Below are 21,918 nucleotides of genomic sequence, written 5' to 3' on the forward strand. Positions count from 1 at the left end.
GGCCGGGCCGGGAGTTCAGCGGACGCCGGCCAGCAGCTCGGCGGCGGCGCGGGCCGCCGCGGCGGTGGCGCCGTGGGTGGCCAGGTGCACCCGGCCGGTGGCCAGCTCGGGCACCCCCAGCTCGACCACCACCGCGTCGGGGCGGGCGACCAGGGCCCGGTCGACCGCGTCGCGCATCCAGCGGTGCCGGTGCAGGTCGCGCACGACCAGCACCAACGGCCGGTCGGCCGAGCCGGTCGCCGGATCGGCCGGAACGGCGTCGGCGGCGTACCGGGCGGTGGTGGTGCCGGGCGCCAGATGGGTCAGCGGTGCGGCGATCCCCCACGGCGTCTCCTCGCCGATGGCGATGTTGCGCGGTGGCGCGAACTCCACCACGTGTGCCGGTCCGGCCAGCGGCAGCAGCCCGGCGTCACCGGTGACGCGCAGCGCCCGGCGGGCGGCGGCCAGACCGATGGGTGACCCGTCCGGCGCGGCGGGGGCGGCGCCCCGGTTCGCGCGGGCGGCCACGCTCCACTCGGCGAGCTGACCGACCCGCTTGGCCGCCTCGGCCAGCCGTTCCTCGGGCAGTTCCCCGCCGACCACGGCGGCGACGATCGCGTCGCGCAGCTCGCGCGCGTCGGCCTCGGTGGCCCGCTCCCCGCCCACGCAGATGGCGTCGGCGCCGGCGGCGAGCGCGCGCACCGCCGCCCCGGCGAAGCCGTAGCGGTCGGAGACCGCCCGCATCTCCACCGCGTCGGTCACCACCACGCCGTTGAAGCCCAGCTCCTCGCGGAGCAGCCCGCCCAGGATCCGCGCGCTGAGCGTGGCGGGCAGCTCCGCGTCGAGCGCCGGAACCAGCAGGTGGCCGGTCATCACCGCCTGCGTCCCGGCCGCGATCGCGGCCCGGAACGGGGCCAGCTCGACCGCGTCGAGGCGGGCCCGGTCGGCGCCGATGCGCGGCAGGTCGTGGTGGGAGTCGACGCGGGTGTCGCCGTGCCCGGGGAAGTGCTTGGCGCAGGCGGCCACGCCGCCGGCCTGGAGACCGCGTACCCAGGCGGCGGTGTGGCGGGCGACCAGGTCCGGCTCGGCGCCGAACGAGCGCACCCCGATCACCGGGTTGGCGGGGTTGGAGTTGACGTCGGCGTCCGGCGCGTAGTCGAGGGTGACGCCGACGTCGGCCAGCTCGGCACCCAGGTCGCGGGCGACCTCCTCGGTCAACGCCGGGTCGTCCACCGCGCCGAGGGCGAAGTTGCCGGGCCGCGAGCTGCCCCGGGCGGACTCGATCCGGGTGACGTCGCCGGCCTCCTCGTCGATCGCCACGATCACGTCCGGCCGCTCCGCCCGCAGGTTGGCGGTGAGCGTCGCGACCTGCTCGTGGTCGACGACGTTGCGGGCGAAGAGAACGACCGAGCCGAGCCCTTCGCCGAGCCAGCGGCAGACCCACGGTGGCGGTGTGGTGCCGACGAACCCGGGTTGCAGGACGGCGGCGGCGAGCGCCGCCAGGTCTCCGGTCGCTCCGACGATCCGCTCGCTCCTCGCGCTCACCCTGTCGTACCCCCGTCTCCCCCACGGACCCGCCACGGCCGGCGGGTGCTGACATGGTCACACCGCGCAGCTAAATAGTCAACAATCCTTACTGTTAGGTGCTGGCCTCCGGCCGTCCACCGTGGGAGAGTTCAGGCATGCCCGTCCCGCCGCTCGCCGACGCCACCGGCGCCGCCGACATCCCCGGCGTACGCCTGCTCGGCCTGGTCGTCGGCGCCCTGTTCCTGCTGATCGCGATCCGGGCGATGTTTCGCCGCTGACACCGGCCCGCACCCCGGCTGCGGTGATCGCCGGCTCAGCCGGAACCGGCCGCCGCCACCCCGCGCAGCAGCGTGTCGACCAGGGCGTCCACCAGCTCCGGGTCGGTGCGCGGCGGCGCGCCGGCCGGGTCGAGCAGCCGGCCGAGCACCAGGTCGTGGCAGACGCCGACGAGCAGGGTCGCCGCCGCCCGCGGGTCGGCCGTCGGCGCCACCCGACCCAGGCGCTGCTCGGCCCGCAGGTAGTCGGCGAACTCGGCGCGCACGCCGGGGTCACCGCCGGGCAGGGCGGGCGACTCGGCGAGCCGGGCGAGCAGCTTCGGCTGGGTGGTCAGGCCGGCGAGGGCGGGCAGGATCGCCGCGTGCAGCGCCAGCGCCCGGTCCAGCCAGGCCCGGAGGTTGCCGGCCAGGCTGCCCTCGCCGGGCAGCGGGAGCATGCCCGGAAGCGCCGCCTCGACCGCGCGTACGTGCGCGTGCATCGGGCGGCCGACCCGAGCGGCGCGAGCGTACGTCAACCCGCGTCCCGGTTTCGGGCCGAAAGCGCGGGGGTAGCTGTGGCCGTTGATGAGACTGACCACGCACGCCACCAACCTGCGCCGCGCGGCGAAGAACCTGTTCGGCTGGACCGCGCTGCGGCCCAACCAACTGGCCGCCATGCGCGCCGTCATGAAGCGCCACGATGCCCTGGTGGTGCTGCCCACCGGTGCCGGCAAGTCGGCGATCTACCAGATCCCGGCCAGCCTCATCCCCGGGCCGACCGTGGTCATCTCGCCGCTGCTCGCGCTCCAGCAGGACCAGATCGCCGCCCTCAACGAGCGGCAGCGGCCGGAGCTGCGCGCCGTGCGGATCAGCTCGGACGAGAGCGCCACGCAGCAGGCCGAGGCGATCGAGGAGATCCGGGCCGGCCGGGCCGAGTTCCTCTTCATCACGCCGGAGGCGCTGAGCAATCCGGACCGGCTCGCCGAGGTCCGCTCGCTCTCCCCGGCGCTGGTCGCGATCGACGAGGCGCACTGCATCTCGTCCTGGGGCCACGACTTCCGGCCGGACTACCTCGCGCTCGGGCACCTCATCGACGGCCTCGGCCGGCCGCCGGTGGTGGCGCTGACGGCCACCGCCTCCCCGCCGGTGCGCGACGACATCATCGCCCGACTGCGGCTGCGCGAGCCCGAGGTGGTGGTCTCCGGGCTGGACCGGCCCAACCTCTTCCTCGAGGTGGCCTACTGCCCGACCGACGACTACCGGTGGCGACGGCTGATCGCGCTGCTGCGCGACGACGAGCGCCCCGGCATCATCTACGTGCCGACCCGGCGGGCGGCCGAGGAACTGGCCGAGCGACTGACCACCGCGGGCTTCCCGGCGAAGTTCTACCACGGCGGCATGCCCACCGCGGCGCGGCACGAGCTGCACGAGGCGTTCCTCGCCGACCAGGTGCCGATCATGGTGGCCACCTCGGCGTTCGGCATGGGCATCGACAAGCCGAACATCGCCTGGGTGGTGCACATGGCGCTGCCCGACTCGCCGGACAGCTACTTCCAGGAGATCGGCCGGGCCGGGCGGGACGGCTCACCGTCGCGGGTGCTGCTGCTCTGGCGCTCCGAGGACATCGGCCTCCAGCGCTACTTCAGCGGCGGCCTGCCGGACGAGAAGGAACTCGCCGACCTGGCCGCGGTGCTGCGGAGCAAGGCCCGCACCCGCAAGGAACTGCGCGAGCTGACCGGCCTGGGCCCGCGCAAGCTCGGCCAGTACCTGTCCCTGCTGGAGCAGATCGGCGCCGCCGAGCCGCGGGCGCGCCAGCGCGTCGGCGCCCCCCGCTACGCCCCGGACGCGGTCGAGTCCGGTCGGGCCGCGCGCGCCGAGGCCGAGCGACAGCAGACCGTGACCCGGTCGCGCACCGACATGATGCGCGCCTTCGCGGAGACCACCGGCTGCCGCGGGCAGGTTCTGCTGGCCTACTTCGGCGAGCAGATGACCGAGGTCTGCGGCCACTGCGACAACTGCCACGCCGGCACCAGCGTGGCGAACGACGGCGCGGTCGGGCCGTTCCCGGTGCACAGCCAGGTCCGCCACCCCGAGTGGGGGTCCGGTCTGGTGCTCAACTACGAGGAGGACCGGATGACGGTGCTCTTCGACGAGGTGGGCTACAAGACGCTGTCCGTGCGCGTGGTGTCCGAACAGGGCCTGCTGGAGCTGGACTAGCCTGACCCGGGCACCGTGACGGTGCCCGTCGACAAGACGTACCACGGCGAAAGGAACCTGATCGTGATCGAGCAGCCGGCGTACACCCGGTTCGGCGTCTCGGACGAGGAATGGGGGCTGCTGGTGGGTCTGCCGCAGGCGGTGCTGACCGCCGCGGCCGCGGCCGAGTCCGACGGCACCCGGCGGACCATGGCCGAGAACGCCGCCGGTCTGGAGACCATCGCCGCCGGCCGGGAGTCGGCCAGCCCACTGGTCGCGGCCGTGGCCGGCGAGATCGTCTCCCGGGTCGGCGACCCGGAGACCGGCGCGGAACTGCCGGTGATCACGCCGGCGGATCCGGAGGCGATGATCGAGGACGTGCTCGCCCGCGCCGGGCAGGCCTCCGCCCTGCTCACCGGCAGGGTGGACGAGGGACAGTCCGGGGCGTACCGGTACTGGCTGGTGGAGATCGCCGAGCAGGTGGTGAGCGCGGCCTCCACCGGCGGCATCCTCGGCATCGGCGGCGACGTGGTGAGCGACTCGGAGCGCCGGTTCCGGGACCGGCTGTCCCGGGTGCTCAACGACTGAATGGACGCCTAACAGAAGGTTTCACGTCCGTCAATGACGGAGGTCACGCCCCACGGGCTGCCGCTTTTCGGCCCCGTGGGGCGTCCTGTTTGTGGAGGGATGTCGAGTGACCACGGGGGTCGTTGATGGACACACCGATGCAACCGCAGATTTTCGACACGGCGCCGATACCCGCCGGCGACCGGTTCGGGTTGTGGTTGGAGATGCTCGCCCGGACGCCGACGCTCATGCGGATCCGCACCGAGCACGCCGACAACTTCCTGGCCCGGGCGGAGTTCCTCGACCTGGGTGCGATGCAGCTCATCCGGCACCGCTACCGGCCGCTGGACGGGGTCCGGACCCGAAAGCTGATCCAGCGCTCCGACGCGGACTGCTATCTGCTCGCCGTGACGCTCAACGGCGTCGGCGTCGCCGACCAGGACGGCCAGCGTGGCGTCTGCCCGCCCGGCGACATCACCTTCTACGACTGTGCCCGGCCGCAGGAACTCAGCCACTACGCCGACGAGAACGACCGGGCCGCCTCGATCGTGGCGCTCATCCCGTACGACGCGCTGCCGTTGCCGCACCGGCGGCTCACCCCGCTGTTCGCCAGCCGGATGTCCGGCCGCGAGGGCATCGGCGCGCTGCTCGCCGACTACCTCGTCCGGATCACCAGTCATCCGGAGCAGTACCACGCGGTCGACGCCGAGCGGCTGGGCGGCGTCGGCCTGGACCTGGTCACCACGCTGCTCGGGCGCCACCTGCTCTCCGAGGAGGCGGTCCCGACCGAGGTCCGGCGCCGCGCCCTGCTGGCCCAGGTGCAGTCGTACGTGCGGCAGCACCTCGGCGACGCGATGCTCGATCCCCGCACGATCGCCGACGCCCACCACATCTCGGTCCGCTCCCTGCACCGGCTCTTCGAGGTCGAGGAGACCACGATCGCGGCCTACATCCGCGACGAGCGGCTGGCCCGGTGCCGCCGCGACCTCGCCGACCCGGCGTTGGGCGACCGCCCCATCCAGCTCATCGCCGGCCGCTGGGGCTTCCGGGACAAGGCCCACTTCAGCCGCGCCTTCCGGGCCGCGCAGGCGGAGACACCGCATGCCTACCGGGCGCGTCATCTGGAACAGGCACGGAACGTCAACAGCGCGGCGTCCGAAGTCAACTCGCCGCGTACAGAATGAAACCCGGGCCGGCGCCGGCACGCCGACGGCGGCCCGCTGGTAACGGGGGGCCGTGGCGTGGCACCCGCGGCGGTCCCGCCGCGGGTGGCCCGCCCCGGTGGCCCCGGCGACGCACGACTCCGGTCTCCGGCCCCGCCGCTTCCCCCCAGGACCGACGGGGCCGGTCGGGTCAGCCGGTCTCCTCCTCCAGCAGCGTCAGCACGAACCTCTCCACCGCGTCGCGCGGCATCTCCGGGCGCACCGGCGCCAGCACCCCGTCGTGGTAGAGATCAACCACGCGCGGATCCACGTAGGACGTCCGCGCGACCGTCGGGGTGTTGCCGAGCAGCTCGGCGACCGAGCGCATCACCGCGGCCACGGCCCGCCTGCGGGCGGTGGCGGACCGCTGCGGGCCCACCGTGGCCAGTTCCGCGGCGGCCAGCACGGTGGCGTGCCAGGTGCGAAAGTCCTTCGCGGTCATCTCCCCGCCGCTGGCGTCGCGCAGGTAGTCGTTCACCTCGTCGCTGCGCACGTCGCGCCACGCCCGCCCGTCCCAGTAACCGAACAGCCGCTCCTGGGCGCGCCGCCGGCGCCGCAGGTTCAGCAGCACCTGACACAGCTCGGCGTCCTCGATCCGGCGGACCTGGTCGATGCCGCCCTTGGCCGGGAACTCGAAGACCACGCACCCGCCGCGCGACCGGGCGTGCTCCGGGCGCAGCGTGGCCACGCCGAAGGTGGGATCGTCGCCGGTCGCGTACTGGTCGCTGCCGACCCGGAACGCGCCCATGTCGAGCAGCCGGGCCACGGTGGCCAGCACCCGTTCCCGCCGCAGCCCGCGCAGCCCCAGGTCGTGGGCGACCCGGTCACGCAACGCCGGCAGCCGGTGCGCCACCTCCAGCACGTGGTCGAACTTGGCCTCGTCGCGCTTGCGACGCCACTGCGGGTGGTAGAGGTACTGCTTGCGCCCGGCCGCGTCGATGCCGGTGGCCTGGATGTGCCCGTTCGGATACGGCGAGATCCACACGTTCCGCCAGGCGGGCGGGATCACCAGCTCGCGCAGGCGCACCAGTTCGTCGGCGTCGCGTACCGGCTCGCCCGTCGCGTCCAGGAAGAGCCAGCCCTTGCCGCGTCGCCGGCGCCCGTACCCGGGCCGGCCCGGGTCGCTACGCCGCAACCGCACCGGGCACCCGTTCCACCTCGGCCACCGCCGCCACCACCTCGTCGACCCCGATGGCAGCCAGAGCCGGGTGCGTTCCTACACCCGCCGGGTCCGGGACCGGTCCGGGACGCTCGGTGACGCCGAGCGCCCGGTGCCGGGGCCGGTCCGCCGGCGGGCCCCAGTGCGCCGCCGGCACCGGGCCGAACAGCACCACCGAGGCGGTGCCGTAGCCGGTGGCGAGGTGGGCCACGCCGGTGTCGCCGCTGACCACCAGCCGCGCGTCGGCGACCAGCGCGGCCAACTCGGCCAGCCCGGTCCGGCCGGCCAGCACCGCCGACGGCGGCAACCCGGCGTCCGCGGCCACCCGGGCCGCCAGCGTCCGCTCGTCCGCCGAGCCGGTGAGCACCACCCGGTGCCCGCCTGCGGCCAGCGCCCGGGCCAGGGCGACGAAGCGGTCCGCCGGCCAGCGCTTCGCCGGCACCTTGCCGCCCGCGTGCAGCACCGTCGCCCCGGCGGGTACGCCTGCCGGCGCCGGACGCCGCAACGCCAGGTCCCCCGGGTCGGCCGCCACGCCGTACGCGTCGAGCAGCCGGCACCAGCGGCGGACCTCGTGCTCGTCGCCGTCCCACACCGGGCCGTCCAGGTGGCCGGCCGACGGGTTCCGGTAGGCCAGCAGCCGCCCCGGGCGGGTGGCGGCCAGCGCCCGGTGCGACTCGGGCCCCCGGCCGTGCAGGTTCACCGCCACCTCCGGCGCCGGACCGCGCCACCCGATCCGGTGCGGCCCCGTGGTGGGCAGCAGCCGGTCGACCGCGCCGGTCAGCTCGACCAGCGGCGCCAGCCACGCCGGGGCGGCGAGCACCAGCTCCCGCCCGGGCAGCCCGGCGCGCAGGCCGCGCAGCGCCGGGACCGCGGTGGCCAGGTCACCGACGCCCAGCGCGCGCAGCACGAGGATCACGGGTACGAGGACTCCCGCTCGGCGCAGACCACCATCTCGCGGACCGCGCAACCGGGCGGCTGGGAGAGCGCGAACATCACCGCCGCGGCGGTGTCGGCCGGCTCGTTGAGCGCCGCGTCGGGACCGGGACGGTACTGCGCGTCCCGCTCGTCGAAGAAGGCGGTGCGCATGCCGCCGGGGACGAGCAGGGTCACCCCGACCGCGCCGGCCAACTCGGCGGCGAGCGCCCGGGTGAAGCCGACCACCCCGAACTTGGCCGCGCAGTACGCGGTGGCGTCGCCCACCGCCTTGACGCCGAGCGTCGAGGCGACGGTGACGATGGTGCCCCGGGACTCCTCCAGGAAGGGCAGCGCGGCCCGGATCACCGCCGCGGTCGCCAGCAGGTCCACCGTGACGATCCGCTCCCAGGTCTCCGCCGGCACGTCGGCCAACTTTCCGGGCACGTCCATTCCGGCGGCGGCGACCACGCCGTCCAGTCCGCCCGCGCGTCGCGCGAGTTCCCGGGTGGCGGACTCGGCGGCTCGGGTGTCGGCCAGGTCGCACTCCACCCACGGCACCCCGTCGGCGGGGCGCTGCCGGTCCAGCACCAGGGGCCGGCCACCGGCGGCGGCGACCGCCGTGACCACCGCCGCGCCGAGACCGCTGGATCCGCCGGTGACCAGCACGGTGGGCCCGGCGCCGGGCACGCCGGCGCTCATGCCGTGCCCGCCCGGACACGTGGTGAGTTCATCGTGCTCCCTTCGCTGTGGACCGGACGACCGTCTCCCGGGCGGTCCCCGCACCGGTCACCGTGCCGGCCGGCCAGCCGGCCCGGGCCGCCGCGATCATGTCGGTGGTGGACCGCCCGTCCAGGTACGGCACCACCACCGTGTGCCCGCCCCAGCGGGCCAGGATCTCCGACTCGGGCAGCGTCTGGTCGCCGCCGCCGCTGGCGTAGTCGCCGCCCTTGACCCAGATGTCCGGGCGCAGCCACGACAGCGCCGCGTGCGGCGTCGGCTCGTCGAAGATCAGCACCGCGTCGACGCAGCCGAGCGCGGCGAGCAGCCGGCTCCGGTCACCCTGCGGCACGACCGGACGCTCCGGCCCCTTGAGCCCGGCCACCCCGGCGTCGGAGTTGAGGCAGACGATCAGACAGTCACCGAGCTGGCGGGCCGCCTGGAGGGTCGCCACGTGCCCGGCGTGCAGCAGGTCGAAGCAGCCGCCGGTGGCCACCACGGTGCCGCCGGCCGCGCGTACCCGGGCCACCACCTCACCGGCGGCCCCGGCGCCGATCCGCTCCCCGCCGGCGGCGACAACCGCCGGGGCGACCGTCGGCGGCGGCGCCGGCAGCGCGCTGGCCACGCCCCCGCCGGCCACGTACGCCGAGGCCTCGGTGACCGCCTCCTGCACCGCCTCCGACACCAGCGCGCCCCGGGCCAGCGCGAGTGTGGCCGCGGCGGCGAACCGGTCCCCCGCGCCGCAGGTGTCCCCCTCGGCGGCCGGTGCCGGCACCACCAGTGGGGTGGAGCCGGCGTGGCAGAGCAACGCGCCGTCCCCGCCCAGGGTCACCGCGACCGCGCCGGCCTGCCAGCGCCGCCGCAGCGCCTGCGCGCTACGGGAGGCGTTCGCCAGGCGGGAGCCGCCCGGCGGCGTCTTCGCCAGCTCGCGGGCCTCCGGCTCGTTCGGGGTCGCCAGGTGCACCCCGGGGATCGCCGCGGGGCCGCGCGGGTGCGGGTCCCAGACCACGGGCGCCCGGGTGGCGGCCAGCGCCGCGCGCAGCGCGGGATGGCCGGCCACACCCCGCCCGTAGTCGCTGACCAGAATCGCGGACGCGGTGGCGAGCAACCGCAGCACCGCCTCGCTCGGCTCACCCGGCACGCCGGTCGACCCGCCCCGGTCGTGGCGCAGCAGCACCCGCCCACGCACCCGCAGCCGGATCTTCTCGGGGGTGGCGCCGGCCAACGGCAGCGCGTACAACTGCACGCCGGCGGCGGCGAGCAGGGTGCCGAGGCGGGCCCCGCCGGCGTCGTCGGCGACGGCGGTGACCAGCGCGACCTCGGCGCCCTGCGCGGCCGCGAAGACGGCGGCCAGGCCGGCGCCGCCAGGCCGGTCGACGGACGTGGTCTCGTCGAGCACCGGCACCGGGGAGTCCGGGCAGAGCCGGTTCACCAGCCCTTCGACGTCGCGGTCCAGCAACGTGTCACCGAGCACCACCACGGGTCCCGCCATGCTCGACCTCCTCATCGGGCCTGCACCTCCGGATCCGGGTCGCCGAGCACCACCTCGACACCGGCCCGCACGCCGTCGGCCGGGGCGCGGCCGGCGAGCGCCGCCGGCAGCGCCTGCTCCACGTACTCGCAGAGCACGTGCACCGCGACCAGGTGCAGTTCCTGCACCACCTGGCTGTCCGGCGAATCGACGGCGAGGGTGCCGTGGCAGAGGTCGGCCAACGGGTTGGGGGCGGGGCCGGTGAAGGCCCAGGTGCGCAGGCCGGCGTGGTGGGCGGCGGCGGCAGCGGCGCGGAGGTTGGTGCTGGTGCCGCTGGTGGACATGAGCAGGAGGAGGTCGCCGGGTCGGCCGTGGGCGCGGACCTGGCGGGCGAAGACCTCGTCGTAGCCGTAGTCGTTGCCGATGGCGGTGAGCGCGCTGGTCTCGGCGTGCAGGGCGATGGCGGAGAGGGGTTGGCGGTCGTCGCGGAGCTTGCCGACGAGCTCGGCGGTGAGGTGTTGGGCCTCGGCGGCGCTGCCGCCGTTGCCGGCCACGAGCAGCCGCCCACCCGCGGCGAGCCGGCGCGCCAGCTCCCCGCCCCAGCCCGCCAGCAGATCCTCCGCGTCGCGCAGCGGGAGCAGGGCGGCGGCCAGCCGGGTCAGGTGGTCCGCCAGCACCGTCGGACCGGGTGCGGGGGTGGCCGCCATCAGGCGACCACCCGGGTGGGCCGGCGCACGGTGGCCACCTCGCCGTAGAGCTCGGCGAGCCGCTCGGCGGCGGTGGCCCAGGAGTAGTGGGTACGGGCCCGTTCCAGGGCCGCGGTGGCGTAGGCGAAGCGGCGGATCCGGTCGCCGAGCAGGGCGCGGATGGCCGCGCCGAGCGCCGCCGGCTCGCGGGCCGGCACCAGGTCGCCGGTGCGTCCGGGCACCACCGTGTCGGTCAGCCCGCCGACCGCGGTCCCGACCACGGGCACGCCGCAGGCCATCGCCTCCAGCGGGGTGAGGCCGAACGGCTCGTACCACGGCGCCGCGACCAGCACGTCCGCCGAGCGGTACCAGCGGGCCATCTCCTCGCGCGGCACCGCGCCGACGAGGCGGACCCGGTCGGCGATGCCGAGCGAGTCTGCCAGCGCGCGCAGCCGCAGCGCGTACGGATCGGACTCCAGCAGCCCGGCCGGTGGCCCGCCGACCACCACGCACTCGGCGTCCGGCACCCCGGCGACGGCGCGGATGACGTCCTGGAAGCCCTTGCGCTCCACCAGCCGCCCGACGGTGAGGACGCGGGCCCGGCCGCCGTCGGAGTCGACGACCGGGCCCAACGGACCGAACGTGGACAGGTTCACCCCCGACGGCACGACCGTCATCCGGGACCGGGGCACGCCCAGCCGGACCAGCTCGGCCACCTCGTCCTGGCACTGGGCGACCACCCGGTCCACCGAACGGCCCAGCTCCCGCTCGTGGTCGATGCGGCCCGGCGGGCTGGTGTCCTGGGCGCCCTGGTGGCGACGCTTGACCGTGCCGAGCGCGTGGTAGGTCTGCACCACGGGTACGCCGGTGCGGCGGGCCGCGGTGAGCCCGGCCAGGCCGCTCATCCAGAAGTGCGCGTGCACCACCTCGGGCTGCCAGTCACCGGCGCCCCAGCGGTCGGCCAGCCAGTCGCCGAACGCCGGCATGTAGGGCAGGAGGTCGTCCTTGGCGACCGGCTCGGCCGGTCCGGCCGGCACGTGCACCACCCGGTAGCCGTCCCGGGTGTGGACGGTGGCCGGCAGGTCCACCGCGTCCAGTCGGGTGTAGACCCGGACGTCGTGGCCGGCGGCCGCGAGCGCGGCGGAGAGCTCGGCGACATGCGTGTTCTGGCCACCGGCGTCCTCCCCGCCGAGGACGGCGAGCGGGCTGGCGTGTTCCGAGATCATCGCGATGCGCATACTTCCTCCTCCAGCAGCCGGTCCCAGTCGGCGAGGAAACGCTCCAGGCCGTAGCGGTCACGGGCGGCGGCCCGGGCCACGGCGCCCGCCCGGCGGGCGGCCGCCGGGTCGTCCAGCAGACCCCGGGCGGCGTCGACGAGCACGTCGACCCGGGTGGAGAGCGCGCCGGCGGCCGGTGGTACCGCCTCCACCGCCTCGGTGGAGGCGAGCGCGACGACCGGCATGCCGATGGTCATCGCCTCGACGAGGCTGAGCCCCAGCGACGTCCACCGGCACAGGTGCAGATAGGCGCGCCGTCTGCCCAGCTCGGCGTGCATGGCGTGCTGGGGCACGTCGTCGTGGCTGGTGAGCCGGTCCTCGGGGAGCCCCAGGTGGGCGGCCAGCCCGGCCACCTTCATGCCGTAGACGTCCAAGGGCGCTACCGCCGCGAACCGGGCGAGCAGGTCGGTGCCGGTGACCCGCCAGCGGCGCACCGGCTCGTTGACGACCACGGCCAGCCGGTCGAGTTCGCCGGTCCACTCCACCGCCGGGTCGACGACACCGTGCTCGACGACCGTGGTGCGGGTGGTCCCGTTGTCCCAGAACAGCTCGTTGAAGTGCGTGACGTGGGTGAGGAGCAGGTCGTCGCGGTCGGCCATCGGGTGGCGGGTGTTCGGCACGTCGCCCTTCGGGGTGTTGTGCTCGACGTAGATCGCCGGCACGTCCCGGCCCACCCGGCGGCCCAGCCACTCGCCGGCCAGGTCGAACTCCTCGGGCCGTTGCAGGATCACCAGGTCGACGTCGGCGCGGGCCAGCTCCTGCGGGGTCACCTCGACGGCGTCGTCCGGCCACGGATAGGTGCGCGCCCGCCCCAGGCCGTACGGGCCCCGGTCCGGGGTGACCGGCACCAGGTAGCGGTGCTTGCCGTGCACGAAGGACGTCGTCCAGGAGCCGTGCACGTGCCACAGCAGGATGTTCATCCGACCACCCCGAGCAGACGCAACGCCTCCAGCACCCGACCCGGCTCGACCGCCGAGAGGCAGGGGTGCCCGGGGACCGGGCAGGTGGCGGCGCGGGTGTCGCGGCAGGGCGCGGCGGCGTCGCCGAGCCGGACCGTGGGCACCCGGTAGGGCCCCCACTGGCCGAACGGGACGGTCGGGGCGAACAGGCTGACCACCGGCACGCCCAGCGCGGCGGCCAGGTGCGCGGGCCCGGTGTTGCCGACCACCAGCGCGCCGGCCCGGGCGATCACGGCCGCCAGCTCGTCCAACCCGGTCCGGCCGCCCAGGTCGACGCCGCCCGCCGCGGCGACCCGGGCGGTCAGCTCCCGCTCGTCCGGCCCGCCGGTGACCACGACCCGCAGGCCGGCGGCGCCGAGCACCCGGACCATCCGGGTGGCCAGCTCGACCGGGCAGGCCCGGGTCTCCACCGAGGACCCCGGGTGCAGCACCACGTAGCCGGGCGGCCCGGCGGCGGCCGGTACCGGTGGCATCCGGTCGGTGCGCAGTCGTAGTCCGGGTTCGTCGTCGGTGGGCAGGGTGTAGCCGGCGGCGGCGGCGAGGGAGAGGGCGCGTTCGGGTTCGGGTACGCCGACGGGAACGCGGTGACGCACGTCGAGCAGGGCGCCGGGGTAGTCGTCGCTGATGGCGCTGATGCGGGGTACGCCGGCGAGGCGGAGCAGCAGGGCCAGGGGCAGGGGTGACTGGTGGAAGCTGGTGAAGACGACCGCTTCGTCGGCGTGGACGGCGGCGAGGCGGTCGGTGAGCGCGCGCATCGTGTGCGGGTCGACCGGCGGGGCGGGGGCGTCGATCCAGGGCAGTGGGCATTCGACGATCTCGTCCACGCCGGGGAGCAGTTCGGCGGCGGCGCGGCCGCGGGGGCCGCAGAGCAGCACGACCCGGTCCGCGCCGGCCGCGACCGCCCGGATGCCGGGGCCGGTCACCAGCACGTCGCCCGCCGCGTCGCTGCGGACCACCAGCACCGTGCCCCGGCCCGGCCGGTGGTTGCCGGTCGGCGCGGCCACCAGCCGCATTCTTGCCAGCACCGTGTCCACCGCGTCCGGCAGGTCGACGGCGACGGTGGGCGCGGCGGCCACCTCGACGTCGCGGGTGGCCGGTGTGGGCACCATGACGGCGGCGGCGCCGGCGGCCGCCGCGGCGGCCATGTCGGCGCCGATGTCACCGACCAGCACGCAGCGGCTCGCGGTGGTGTCCAGCGCGCGGGCGGCCGCGTGCACCATCCCCGGCGCCGGCTTGCGGCAGGCACACCGGTCGGACTCCGCGTGCGGGCAGATCTGCCAGTTGTCGAACGGCCCGAGCAGTTCCTCCACCCGGGCGTTGACGCGGCGCAGGTCGTCCGCGGTGAAGTGGCCTCGGGCCAGACCGGACTGGTTGGTCACCACCGCCAGCCGCAGCCCGGCCGCGCGCAGCCGGTCCAGCGCCTCCCGGGCGCCGGGCACCGGGCGGACCTTCTCCGGGTCGCCGTTGTAGGGCACGTCCTCCACGAGCGTGCCGTCCCGGTCGAGCAACACCGCCTGATACAGGCCGGACGGGGGCGCGTCAACCGGCTCAACCCCGGCTGACCTGCACTGATCCCGCTCGTGGTCCCGTCGCACGGGCGGCGGGTTCCCGACCCCCCGAGGAGTAAACGTCAACTTCGGATACCCGCCGTCGAAGAGAAGCTAACCCGGCCGTTGTTAGCGGGGGCCTGGGCGGGGTACCGAACTTCCTGTGGCGGTTGTGGAGAAAGTGATCGACGCGTCTCCGGCGCAGGTCTTCGAGGTGCTGGCTGACGGGTGGACCTACAGCGACTGGGTGGTGGGTACCACGCACGTGCGCGACGTCGACGACTCCTGGCCACGGGTGGGGAGCCAACTGCACCACCGGGCCGGCCCCTGGCCGCTCTCGCTGCAGGACGCGTCCACCGTGCTGGAGTGCCGGCCGTCGGAGCGACTCGTGCTACGCGCCGGTCTCTGGCCGGCCGGCGAGGCGATCGTGGCGTTCGTCCTGGAGCCGCTGCCCGACGGCCGGACCCGGGTGACCATCGGTGAGGACTTCGCGGCCGGCCCGCTGCGCTGGGTCCGGACCAAGCTGAACGACGTGGTGCTGCATCTGCGCAACAAGGAGACGCTGGCCCGGCTGTCGGACATCGCGACGCGACAGAGGCCGGAGCGGTGAGGTGCCGCTCCCGGGGCGTCACTGCGAACCCTGGGAAGCGGAGTGGCTACCCTCTCAGGTGAACCTGTCGGCCGACCGAGGAAGTCCGTGATGATCCAACCCGTGCAGTTGCCCTCTCCGTGGGCGGACGCGCGCCTGACCGTCGTCGTTCCGACCTACAACGAGGCGGGCAACCTCCCGGTGCTGGTCGAGCACCTCCTCGCGCTGCCGTTGCCGGGTCTGAAGGTGCTCGTCGCGGACGACAACTCCCCCGACGGCACCGGCGAGGTCGCCGACAAGCTGGCCATCGAGCACCCGGAGCGGGTGCTCGTGGTGCACCGCCCCAGCAAGGAGGGCCTCGGCCGGGCGTATGTGGACGGCATCGGCCGCGCGATCGAGGACGGCGCGGAGTACGTCGCCCAGATGGACGCCGACCTGTCGCACCCGCCGGAGGCGCTGCCCGGCATGCTCGGCGCGCTGCTGTCGACCCAGGCGTCCGTGGTCATCGGCTCCCGTTACGTGCCCGGCGGGGAGTTGGACGAGAACTGGCCGCTCTACCGCCGTGCGCTCAGCGGCTGGGCCAACCTCTACGTGCACACGTTGCTGCGGGTGCGGGTTCGCGACCTGACCGCCGGCTTCAAGATCTGGCGGGCCGACGCGCTGCGGGACATCGGCCTGGACCGGGTGCAGTCCAACGGCTACAGCTTCCAGGTGGAGATGCACTACCTGGCCACCAAGCTGGGCCACACCATCCTGGAGGTGCCGATCCGCTTCGAGGAGCGCCGCGACGGCGACTCGAAGATGACCACCGCCACCAAGATCGAGAGCGCGCTGATGCCGTTCAAGCTCCGCACCCGGCACCGCAACATCGACTCCTGACTCCACGCCCGGCACCCCTCGACCTGATAGAAATCACGCTGTCACTGTGACGCAGCGTGATTTGTGTGTCCCGGCGTGACTCACCCACCACGCCGCCTTTGCTCTGCAGCCATCGACGCAGCACCACCCTGAGCTGCGCCGACGAGAATCGCCGCGTCGAGCGCACGACCGCCTGATGTCACGATGGGTTACTGCTGCGTATCTGGCTGCAGAGCAAAGGCGGCGACGGGCTCTGCCGTGCCCGGCACGGCGATCACCCTCAGCCACCATCGCGCGGCGGGAACCACAACCCCCGCGGACGGCGGGTCAACGGATCAGCGGTAGACGGTGCGGTGGGCGGCGGCGATGGCGCGGGCGTACATCCCGCCGGTGACCGCCCGGTCGCGGGCCAGGGCGGCGCGGGCGGCGTTCGCGCCCGGCGCGCCGTGCACCCCGCCGCCCGGGTGGGCCGAGGCGCTGGCCAGGTAGAGCCGGTCCACCGGCGTGTCGGCGCGTCCCAGGCCAGGGACCGGCCGCAGGAACAGTTGCTGGTAGGCCGACGCGGTGCCGCCGCCCAACGCGCCGCCCACCAGGCTCGGCTCCGCGGTCTCCAGGTCGGCCGGGCCGGCCACGTGCCGCCCGACGACCGAGGCGCGGAAGCCCGGCGCGGCGGCCTCCAGCACCTCCTCCATCCGCTCCACGTGCTCGGCGATCTCCTCGGCCCGCCAGTTCCGGCGGAACGGGAGGTGGGTGTAGGCCCAGAGCGACTCGGTGCCCGGCGGCGAGTGGCTCGGATCGGCCACCGTCATCTGACCGACAAGCAGGAACGGGTCGCGTGGCACCTCACCCCGGGCCAGCGCGGCGGCGTAGGTGGTGAGCCCGTCGAGGTCCGCGCCGAGGTGCACGGTGCCGGCGCCGGCCAGGTTCCGGTTCCGCCACGGCATCGGGGCCGACAGGGCCCAGTCGACCTTGACGGTGGAGCCGTCCCACCTGAAGTGCGCCAGGTCCTCGACCAGCCGGGGCGGCAGCGCCGCCGCGCCGACCAGGTCCAGGTAGAGCGCCGGGGCCGGCACGTCGGCGAGCACCGCGCGGCGAGCCCGCCAGTCGGCGCCGTCGGCGGTCCGCACGCCCATGGCGCGTCCCCGGGCGGTGAGCACCCGCGCGACCCGGGCGTCGTACTCGATCCGGCCGCCGCGCTCGACCAGCCGGGCCACCAGCGCGTCTGTGATCCGCTGCGCGCCGCCCACCGGCACCGGCCAGCCGACCTGCTGGCCGAGCATGGCGAGCAGCCAGCCGTACACCCCGGAGCCGGCCTCCTCCGGGGACAGGTCGGTGTGCAGGGCGCAGCCGGCGAGCAACGCGGGCCCGCCCTCGCCGTCGAAGAGTTCGGCACCCAGCTTGCGCACCGGCAGCACCAGCCGGCGGGCCAGCCGCAGCGCGCCGGCAACCCGCAGCCGACGCAGCAGCCCCAGCCCGCCGCGCACCGGCGGGAACGGACTGGTGATGACGTCCAGCATCGGCTCGGCCACCTGCTGCCAGTCCGCGTACGCGTGCCGCCAGCGCTCCCCGTCGCCGGGGGCGAACGTCTCCAGCGAGGCGGCGGTGGCGTCGAGGTCGCGGTTGACCACCGCGGCACGGCCGTCCGGCAGCAGATGGGCCAGCACGTCGGGGGCATTCGTCCAGTGCAGGCCGTGGTTCTCGAGGTGCAGCCCGCCCAGCACCGGGGAGGCGTAGCCGAGGGGGTAGAAGGAGCTGTACAGGTCGCTGAGATAGCCGGGGGCGGTCACGAACGCGGAGCGCACCGCGCCGCCCGGCGCCTCGGTCGCCTCCAGCACGAGGACGTCCCAGCCGGCGTCGGCCAGCAGGTTCGCCGCCACCAACCCGTTGTGCCCGGCCCCGATGACGACGGCGTCGGCGGTGGAAGTCATCCGATCCGCCTACCCGTCCGCTGACCGGGCAAAACGCGTTTGCCTCCCCCGAACCGGGGCAAGCAGGGCCGCATGTACACGGTTGCGCAGCTCATGGGTGGGGTGTGGGGCGCCGGGGGCGCGGGCGGCGAACTGGTCGTGCACGACCCGGCCGACGGGACGCCGGTGACCCGGGCGCCGGTCGCCACCGCCGACGAGGTGGCCAAGGCGGTGGAGGCGGCCCGGGAGGCGGCGGCCGAGTGGGCGGCTACCGCCCCGGCCGAGCGTGCCGCGGCGCTGCACCGGGCGGCGGACGCGGTCGCGGCCGCCGCCGAGGAGTTGGCGCGGGCGACCACCGCGGAGATGGGCAAGCCGCTCGACGACGCCCGGGGCGGCGTGGCGGCGGGCGTGGGCACGCTGCGGCAGTACGCCGAGTTGGCTCCGGTGCGGGGCGGCCGGACGCTGCACGGCGGCCGCGACGCGCTGGACTTCATGACCCCTGAGCCGCGTGGGGTGGTCGCCGCGATCACCCCGTGGAACGACCCGGTGGCGGTCTCCTGCGGTCTGCTCGGTGCGGCCCTGGTGACCGGCAACGTGGTGGTGCACAAGCCGAGCGAACGTGCCCCGGCCACCGGCTGGCTGCTGGCCCGGGCGCTGGACTCGGCGTTGCCGGCCGGCGTGCTGTCGCTGCTGACCGGCGGCGGCGAGGTGGGCGCGGCGCTCGCCGGCCAGGACGGGCTGGACGTGGTCGCGCACGTGGGCTCCACCGCCACCGGTCGGTCGATCGCCGCCGCCGGCGCCCGCAGCGGCGCGAAGGTGCTGCTGGAGAACGGTGGCAGCGACCCGCTGCTGGTGGACGCCGACGTCGACCCGGCCTGGGCGGCCGAACAGGCGGCGACCGGGTGCTTCGCCAACGCCGGGCAGATCTGCGTCGCGGTGGAACGCGTCTACGTGCACCGCGACGTCGCCGCGGACTTCGTGGACGCGCTGGTGGCCCGCGCCGAGGCGCTCACCGTCGGCCCCGGCGCCGACCCGGACACGCGGCTCGGCCCGCTCGTCGACAGGCGGCACCGGGACCACGTGCACGGGCAGGTCACCGCCGCGGTGGCGCAGGGTGCCCGGGTACGGACCGGCGGCGCGCTGCCGGACGGGCCGGGCGCGTTCTACCCGGCCACCGTCGTCGAGGGCTGCCGCCACGAGATGGCGTTGGTCCGCGAGGAGACGTTCGGTCCGGTGGCGGCGGCGGTGGTGGTGGACTCGTTCGACGAGGGCCTGCGCTGCGCCGCAGACTCGCCCTACGGCTTGGCCGCCACCGTGCTGACCGGCTCGATGAGCCACGCCCAGCGGGCCTGGCGGGAGCTGCCGGTCGGCACTGTGAGGGTCAACTCGGTGTTCGGCGGCGCGCCGGGCGGGGCCGCGCAGCCGCGCCGGGGCAGCGGCCAGGGCTTCGGGTACGGCCCCGAGCTGCTCGACGAGTTCAGCACCGTCAAGGCGGTGCACCTGGAGGCGCCGGGCGGCGGCCACTGGTGAGGCACGCCCGCGAGCCCGGGACCGGTGGGGTCCCGGGCTCGTCGTCGTGGCGGTGCCGGATCAGCGACCGCCGCGTGCCTTGCGGGTGGCGTTGTTGTTGGCCTTTTCGATCGCCTTGACCAGCTCCGGCTTGGTCATCCGGGAGCGGCCCCGCACGTCCAGCTTCTTCGCCACCTCCATGAGGTGGTCCTTGGTGGCGTTGGCGTCGACCCCGCCCGCGGTCGGCGCGCGTCGGGCCGGTCCGCCGCCGGCGGCCTGCTTGTCGCTGGGCCCCTTGCGACCCTTGGCCTCCCAGTGGTCGCCCACCTTCTCGTACTCGTGCTTGACGGCGGCGAAGGCGACGCGGTGCGCGCGCTCGCCCTCACCGTACGTCTCGACCGCCGAGTCGTGCGTCTTCTCCCAGGTCCGCTGAGCCTTGGCCGGGGAACGCTTCAACGTGCTGGGCAACACCTCGCGCCCGGGCATCTCGTCCACCTCCGTCTCGATCGGGTGTCCCTTGTCGTTCCCGCGCGCTCCCCGGAAAAACCGACCCGCAGTTTGTCGATTTCCGCGGTGGGGTACCGCCCGCCCACGCTCCGGTGGCGCATCCGGCGCGTGGAGGAGGCGGTCATGACGGCGACGACACCACCCGCGGTCGGTGGCCGGACGCGGCCGGGCCTGCCCCGGCGGATGCGGCAGCTCAACTGGCGCACCTGGCGGGGGGTGCTGGCGCGCAGCGGTCAGGGCTTCGTGAAGGACAACTGCGCCGACTGGGCCGCCGCGCTCACGTACTACGGGGTGCTGGCGCTCTTCCCGTCCACCATCGTGGTGGTGGCCCTGGTCGGCCTGGTCTCCGACGGCCCGCGCACGGTGGACACGGTGATCGACCTGGCCCGGGAGATCGGCGCCGGCTCGGTGGTCGGCAACGACGCGTTCGTCGGCGTGGTGCGCGGCGTGGTCGAGCAGCAGGGGCCGGCCAAGGCGCTGTTGAGCTTCGGCCTGCTCGGCGCGCTCTGGTCGGCCTCCGGGTTCATCGGCGCGTTCACCCGGGCCTCCAACGCGATCTACGGGGTCGAGGAGGGACGGCCGTTCTACCGCCTGCGCCCGCTGCAGATCGGCATGGCCGCGGTGACCCTGCTGCTGCTCGCGGTGGTCGCCACCGCGCTGATCGTCAGCGGCCCGGTCACCGACGCGGTGGGCGACCTGCTGCACGCCGGCGCCCTGGCCCGGACCAGCTGGTCGGTGGCGAAGTGGCCGGTGCTGGCGCTGGTCGCGATGACGCTGCTGTCGCTGCTGTTCTGGATCGCGCCGAACGTGCGGCAGCCGCGCTTCCGCTGGCTCACCCCCGGCGGCGCGCTGGCGCTGGTGGCCTGGGTGGCGGCGTCCTTCGGTTTCGGTCTCTACGTGGCCAACTTCGCCTCGTACGACGTCACCTACGGCAGCCTCGGCGCGGTCATCGCGTTCCTGGTCTGGCTCTACCTGTCCAACTGCGCGCTGATGCTCGGCGTGCAGGTCAACGCCGAACTGCAGCGGGGTCGGGCGATGCAGGCCGGCGTGGCGGACCCGGAGGAGCCGGTGCTGCCGCCGCGCTCCCCGGCGGACTCCTGACCCGGTTTACCGCCGGCCCCCCGGGGCATCTCCCAAGACATGGAACGTGGCAGCAGCAAGCACTCGCCCAGGGTCGACGACCAGATGAGCAGCGAGGTCAGCGGCCTGGTCCAGGGCCCGGGCGCCGGTGGCTCCCGGGTCGACGAGTTCCGCCAGCCGGAGCCGGCCGGCGAGGACCAGCCCGAGGCCACCACGGCTCCGGCCGGCGACCTGCGTACCGGTTCGCCGCAGGGGATGAGCTCGGAGGACGTGGAGGCGCGCAGCCGCCTCGGCCGGTTCATCACGATGACCGCACTGCCCGGTGACCGGGACGCGCTGGTGGCGAACGCGCGGGAGAACGAGGCGCCCGCGGACATCGTCGCCGCCCTGGAGGGCCTGCCCGACGACGCCCGGTACCAGACGGTTTCCGAGGTGTGGGCCGCGCTCGGGCACAGGAATGAGACGACGCGCTGGTGAGCGGCGCGGAGCGCGGTTCGCGACCCGATCCCGGCGGAACAGGAGGAGCCCCGACATGAGCGGCGTGATGGAACACGTGGACGTGGACGTCCCGATCCGTACCGCGTACGACCAGTGGACCCAGTTCGAGGAGTTCCCGCACTTCATGGAGGGCGTGCAGGAGGTCCGACAGCTCTCCGACCGGATGACGCACTGGACCGTCGAGATCGCGGGCGTGAAGCGCGAGTTCGACGCGGAGATCACCGAGCAGTTGCCGGACGAGCGGGTCGCCTGGCGGTCCACCGGCGGCACCCAGCAGGCCGGCGTGGTGACGTTCCACCGTCTCGACGAGGGGCACACCCGGGTCACCCTGCAGATGGAGTTCGAGCCGCACGGCGTGGTCGAGCAGGCCGGCGACAAGCTCGGTGTGGTCGACCGCCGGGCCAAGGGCGACCTGGAGCGGTTCAAGCAGTTCATCGAGCGGCGCGGTCAGGAGACCGGCGCCTGGCGCGGTTCCGTCGACCGGCCGACCCCCTGAGCCTGCCCCGGGGCCCGT

Annotated in this window: 22 protein-coding genes; 10 read left to right on the forward strand and 12 right to left on the reverse strand. The window is 75.0% G+C overall.

What is annotated here, in order from left to right:
* Positions 1-15: 15 nt before the first annotated feature.
* Positions 16-1,503 carry a glycoside hydrolase family 3 N-terminal domain-containing protein gene (locus O7618_RS13990; RefSeq protein WP_278110006.1) on the reverse strand — a complete coding sequence of 496 codons (1,488 nt, stop codon included), beginning with the start codon at positions 1,501-1,503 and terminating at the stop codon, positions 16-18.
* A 158-nt stretch (positions 1,504-1,661) separates the two neighbouring features.
* Here O7618_RS13990 and O7618_RS13995 point away from each other — a divergent pair, with 158 nt between their 5' ends.
* Positions 1,662-1,784, forward strand: coding sequence for a hypothetical protein (locus O7618_RS13995; protein WP_278106521.1), 123 nt, complete (start codon positions 1,662-1,664; stop codon positions 1,782-1,784).
* A gap of 35 nt (positions 1,785-1,819) precedes the next feature.
* Here the strand turns inward: O7618_RS13995 and O7618_RS14000 are convergent, their stop codons facing one another.
* Positions 1,820-2,260 carry a hypothetical protein gene (locus O7618_RS14000; RefSeq protein ID WP_278106522.1) on the reverse strand — a complete coding sequence of 147 codons (441 nt, stop codon included), beginning with the start codon at positions 2,258-2,260 and terminating at the stop codon, positions 1,820-1,822.
* Positions 2,261-2,345: 85 nt separating this feature from the next.
* Here O7618_RS14000 and O7618_RS14005 point away from each other — a divergent pair, with 85 nt between their 5' ends.
* From O7618_RS14005 to O7618_RS14015, 3 genes are all read left to right on the forward strand, one after another.
* Positions 2,346-3,977 carry a RecQ family ATP-dependent DNA helicase gene (locus O7618_RS14005; RefSeq protein ID WP_278106523.1) on the forward strand — a complete coding sequence of 544 codons (1,632 nt, stop codon included), beginning with the start codon at positions 2,346-2,348 and terminating at the stop codon, positions 3,975-3,977.
* A 63-nt stretch (positions 3,978-4,040) separates the two neighbouring features.
* A complete protein-coding gene (locus tag O7618_RS14010; protein WP_278110007.1) occupies positions 4,041-4,544 on the forward strand; it encodes a hypothetical protein in 504 nt (167 codons plus the stop codon).
* 137 nt (positions 4,545-4,681) lie between these two features.
* Positions 4,682-5,707, forward strand: coding sequence for a helix-turn-helix domain-containing protein (locus O7618_RS14015; protein WP_278106524.1), 1,026 nt, complete (start codon positions 4,682-4,684; stop codon positions 5,705-5,707).
* Positions 5,708-5,876: 169 nt separating this feature from the next.
* Here O7618_RS14015 and O7618_RS14020 read toward each other — a convergent pair whose 3' ends face one another.
* The 8 genes from O7618_RS14020 to O7618_RS14055 are packed head-to-tail and all read right to left on the reverse strand — an operon-like array spanning position 5,877 to position 14,420.
* Positions 5,877-6,866: a DNA topoisomerase IB gene (locus tag O7618_RS14020; protein WP_278106525.1), complete on the reverse strand. Its 990-nt coding sequence runs from the start codon at positions 6,864-6,866 to the stop codon at positions 5,877-5,879.
* Complete coding sequence (locus tag O7618_RS14025) at positions 6,850-7,800, reverse strand: glycosyltransferase family 9 protein (RefSeq protein ID WP_278106526.1); 951 nt, start codon at positions 7,798-7,800, stop codon at positions 6,850-6,852. Before O7618_RS14025 ends, O7618_RS14020 begins: the two co-directional genes overlap by 17 nt.
* A complete protein-coding gene (locus O7618_RS14030) occupies positions 7,797-8,498 on the reverse strand; it encodes an SDR family oxidoreductase (RefSeq protein ID WP_278106527.1) in 702 nt (233 codons plus the stop codon). The genes O7618_RS14025 and O7618_RS14030 overlap by 4 nt, the downstream gene beginning before the upstream one ends.
* 28 nt (positions 8,499-8,526) lie before the next feature.
* Positions 8,527-10,008: a PfkB family carbohydrate kinase gene (locus O7618_RS14035; protein ID WP_278106528.1), complete on the reverse strand. Its 1,482-nt coding sequence runs from the start codon at positions 10,006-10,008 to the stop codon at positions 8,527-8,529.
* 11 nt (positions 10,009-10,019) lie between these two features.
* Positions 10,020-10,694: an SIS domain-containing protein gene (locus O7618_RS14040; RefSeq protein ID WP_278106529.1), complete on the reverse strand. Its 675-nt coding sequence runs from the start codon at positions 10,692-10,694 to the stop codon at positions 10,020-10,022.
* The gene (locus tag O7618_RS14045; protein ID WP_278106530.1) at positions 10,694-11,911 is read right to left on the reverse strand and encodes a glycosyltransferase; all 1,218 of its coding nucleotides are present in this window, start codon (positions 11,909-11,911) and stop codon (positions 10,694-10,696) included. Before O7618_RS14045 ends, O7618_RS14040 begins: the two co-directional genes overlap by 1 nt.
* Complete coding sequence (locus O7618_RS14050) at positions 11,896-12,870, reverse strand: glycosyltransferase (protein WP_278106531.1); 975 nt, start codon at positions 12,868-12,870, stop codon at positions 11,896-11,898. Before O7618_RS14050 ends, O7618_RS14045 begins: the two co-directional genes overlap by 16 nt.
* On the reverse strand, positions 12,867-14,420 hold the full coding sequence (locus O7618_RS14055; RefSeq protein WP_347405375.1) for an HAD-IIIA family hydrolase: 1,554 nt from the start codon (positions 14,418-14,420) through the stop codon (positions 12,867-12,869). The genes O7618_RS14050 and O7618_RS14055 overlap by 4 nt, the downstream gene beginning before the upstream one ends.
* Before the next feature lie 199 nt (positions 14,421-14,619).
* Here O7618_RS14055 and O7618_RS14060 point away from each other — a divergent pair, with 199 nt between their 5' ends.
* Entirely contained in the window at positions 14,620-15,066 is a 447-nt protein-coding gene (locus O7618_RS14060) for an SRPBCC family protein (protein ID WP_278106532.1), read from the forward strand.
* Positions 15,067-15,156: 90 nt separating this feature from the next.
* Complete coding sequence (locus O7618_RS14065; RefSeq protein ID WP_278106533.1) at positions 15,157-15,924, forward strand: polyprenol monophosphomannose synthase; 768 nt, start codon at positions 15,157-15,159, stop codon at positions 15,922-15,924.
* Positions 15,925-16,238: 314 nt separating this feature from the next.
* Here the strand turns inward: O7618_RS14065 and O7618_RS14070 are convergent, their stop codons facing one another.
* On the reverse strand, positions 16,239-17,831 hold the full coding sequence (locus O7618_RS14070; RefSeq protein WP_278106534.1) for an NAD(P)/FAD-dependent oxidoreductase: 1,593 nt from the start codon (positions 17,829-17,831) through the stop codon (positions 16,239-16,241).
* A gap of 72 nt (positions 17,832-17,903) precedes the next feature.
* Between O7618_RS14070 and O7618_RS14075 the strand changes: the two genes are divergently transcribed.
* Complete coding sequence (locus O7618_RS14075; RefSeq protein WP_278106536.1) at positions 17,904-19,340, forward strand: aldehyde dehydrogenase family protein; 1,437 nt, start codon at positions 17,904-17,906, stop codon at positions 19,338-19,340.
* 60 nt (positions 19,341-19,400) lie between these two features.
* Here O7618_RS14075 and O7618_RS14080 read toward each other — a convergent pair whose 3' ends face one another.
* Complete coding sequence (locus O7618_RS14080) at positions 19,401-19,805, reverse strand: ChaB family protein (RefSeq protein WP_278106537.1); 405 nt, start codon at positions 19,803-19,805, stop codon at positions 19,401-19,403.
* Positions 19,806-19,949: 144 nt separating this feature from the next.
* On the opposite strand from O7618_RS14080, the gene O7618_RS14085 reads away from it, so the two are divergent.
* The 3 genes from O7618_RS14085 to O7618_RS14095 are packed head-to-tail and all read left to right on the forward strand — an operon-like array spanning position 19,950 to position 21,900.
* Positions 19,950-20,927, forward strand: a complete 978-nt coding sequence (locus tag O7618_RS14085) for a YihY/virulence factor BrkB family protein (protein WP_278106538.1) — start codon at positions 19,950-19,952, stop codon at positions 20,925-20,927.
* A gap of 39 nt (positions 20,928-20,966) precedes the next feature.
* Positions 20,967-21,383: a DUF2795 domain-containing protein gene (locus tag O7618_RS14090; protein WP_278106539.1), complete on the forward strand. Its 417-nt coding sequence runs from the start codon at positions 20,967-20,969 to the stop codon at positions 21,381-21,383.
* Between the two features lie 55 nt (positions 21,384-21,438).
* Complete coding sequence (locus O7618_RS14095; RefSeq protein WP_278106540.1) at positions 21,439-21,900, forward strand: SRPBCC family protein; 462 nt, start codon at positions 21,439-21,441, stop codon at positions 21,898-21,900.
* The last annotated feature ends 18 nt before the right edge of the window (positions 21,901-21,918 follow it).

It is taken from the genome of Micromonospora sp. WMMD980, assembly GCF_029626035.1.
Lineage (GTDB): Bacteria > Actinomycetota > Actinomycetes > Mycobacteriales > Micromonosporaceae > Micromonospora.